This window comes from Pseudoalteromonas sp. S2755, from assembly GCF_005886535.1.
Taxonomy (GTDB): Bacteria; Pseudomonadota; Gammaproteobacteria; order Enterobacterales; family Alteromonadaceae; genus Pseudoalteromonas.
In genome coordinates this window covers 1-1,589 of sequence record NZ_PNDS01000237.1, presented here as the reverse complement: position 1 = coordinate 1,589, position 1,589 = coordinate 1, and the positions used below count along the sequence as shown (strand labels likewise).

1 protein-coding gene is annotated in these 1,589 nt (G+C 36.3%); it reads right to left on the bottom strand.

The genetic code is table 11. The features are described 5' to 3' along the window. Nucleotides 1-201 precede the first annotated feature (201 nt). Nucleotides 202-693: a GNAT family N-acetyltransferase gene (locus tag CWC03_RS23030; protein ID WP_138583819.1), complete on the bottom strand. Its 492-nt coding sequence runs from the start codon at nucleotides 691-693 to the stop codon at nucleotides 202-204. Nucleotides 694-1,589: the final 896 nt, after the last annotated feature.

Below are 1,589 nucleotides of genomic sequence, written 5' to 3'. Positions count from 1 at the left end.
ACTGAAAAGCAAATACCAGTTGTATTAAGTAAATGATCTATTTCGAAGCGGGGAAATAGCTTTAGTAGCTAGGCAAAAATTTTGCTATTTAGTTGTTCTAAATGAGAAATTTTTAACGAAGCTAATATGCTATTTCACCCTTCAAATTGATTAGAGAATTAATTCAATTGGTATAAATCACGATTGCTACATAGTACAAAGTCATATTGCACTACTGTGCTTTCTGAACAAAGATGCTTTCATAATATGTTGAGGGCCAGCGGGGCCATCTAGGTATTTTTCATTTGTGTCTTCAAATCCACCTTTTAGGTAACAGGTAATCGCCGCTGGGTTTCTACAATTTACGGTTAAATATATTGACTCAAACTCTGGATATCTTGCCTGCGCATAAGGGACTAATGTAGTTGCGGCTAATGTTCCTAAACCCTGACCTTGTCGCTGGCAATCTATTACAAACGCCCTTAAACCCAAACCATTTTTTGGGCAAAACGGATGTGTACTCCAATATTCGATATCAAGTTTAAAATAACCAATAATCTCATCAGCCATCTTTATGATATGCAAATGGGTGGTCTCACTTTGATCTTCTAAAAAAGACTCAGCGGTACCCACAAATTTAACTTGCTCCTCCGCAAGGCGTACTCGTTTCACTGCCGCTACATGAGTTGCAGTGAATGGCGCTAAGGTCAGCATGACTAAACCCTACGTTGTCTAAAAGTTATACCATAACATAACATTCTCATCCGCCCCCAATAAATTAACAAGCAAGGTAACTGGATTTTACATCCCCTTTTAAACTAAAGTTGAATCCAATAACCCAGTGTAAACGAACATGTTTCTGTATTTCACAAAGTCCTTTGAAATTAGGTCGCCAAATATATGCGAGATTGAGCCAAAAGAACTTCACAATTAAACGGCAGTAAAAATGTGTATGCTTATGATTACTGTGAAGGTGTTTAAAGGAGGATTCGATAAGGAGGAATAATATAATTATCGCTTTTATGGTGAGTTAGTAGCCATTACCACTAGCTTTGGTAATGGCACTTAACGAGCTATTGATTTAAGCAGCGTTGATAAAACTGCCAACAATGCGATCGGCTTTGGTTTAGTAAACAAATATTAAATTGTATCTCACAGTAAGAATAATCGTTCTCTACCGTGTTACTCTCTAAAGCAACTGCTGAGGCTGATATAAGTACACTCATAAGCAAACCAGAAAACAAGGCTGTTATTTTACTTTTCATTAAATATATCCTTTTTATGTTAATTAAAGTTAAAAGTTAGCATTCTATAATTGATTCGTAAATTGAATAATAATCAACTCAAAGATATATGATTAAACACTTCTAATAATAATTTTGTAAGTTGATCCCAATCGGGTATCCGCCCCTAATAACTGCCGATAAGCCATAGTATTTACTCTTATTTTTCGCAATTACAACGCACTCCCAATAGATCGGAGGGCCTCTTCTACTAGTCCAATGAGAAGTCACGGCGGGATCACACTTTGTAAAAAGGCTTTAACACCCGCCTCTTTTCTGATCTAATAACGCCCACATTATCACTATCTTCTTGTTAATTATGTCCTT